Source organism: Halomonas sp. ND22Bw, assembly GCF_003011945.1.
In the GTDB taxonomy this organism is placed as follows: domain Bacteria; phylum Pseudomonadota; class Gammaproteobacteria; order Pseudomonadales; family Halomonadaceae; genus Halomonas; species Halomonas halophila.
On the sequence record NZ_PXWD01000913.1, the window covers coordinates 1 to 270 of the forward strand.

The window sequence follows — 270 nt, forward strand, 5'->3', positions numbered from 1 at the left end:
TACTCAGCCCGTAGGTATTGGGGTCGAGTTCGCTGTGCGTGTGTGGTTCGACCAATGCCAGCGGGTCGAGGTCGGCAATGAGGTGACCGCGGACGCGGAACGCATTGATCAGTTGCCAGACGGCGTGCTGCTTCCGAACCTTTGCTCCGGTGTCGTCCAGCGGGTTGGTGTCCTGATGCCAGCGAGCCGGCTCATACGGCACACCGAGGGAACGGAAGATGTTGTCGTAGAAACCGTCGGCGCCCGTGAGGAGCTGGTGCACCCGCTGGA

At 62.6% G+C, this 270-nt stretch carries 1 protein-coding gene; it reads right to left on the reverse strand.

Annotated elements, in window-relative coordinates; genetic code table 11:
• Positions 1-270 (reverse strand): hypothetical protein (locus CVH10_RS26040; protein ID WP_181244601.1); only part of this gene is annotated, 270 nt, incomplete at both ends.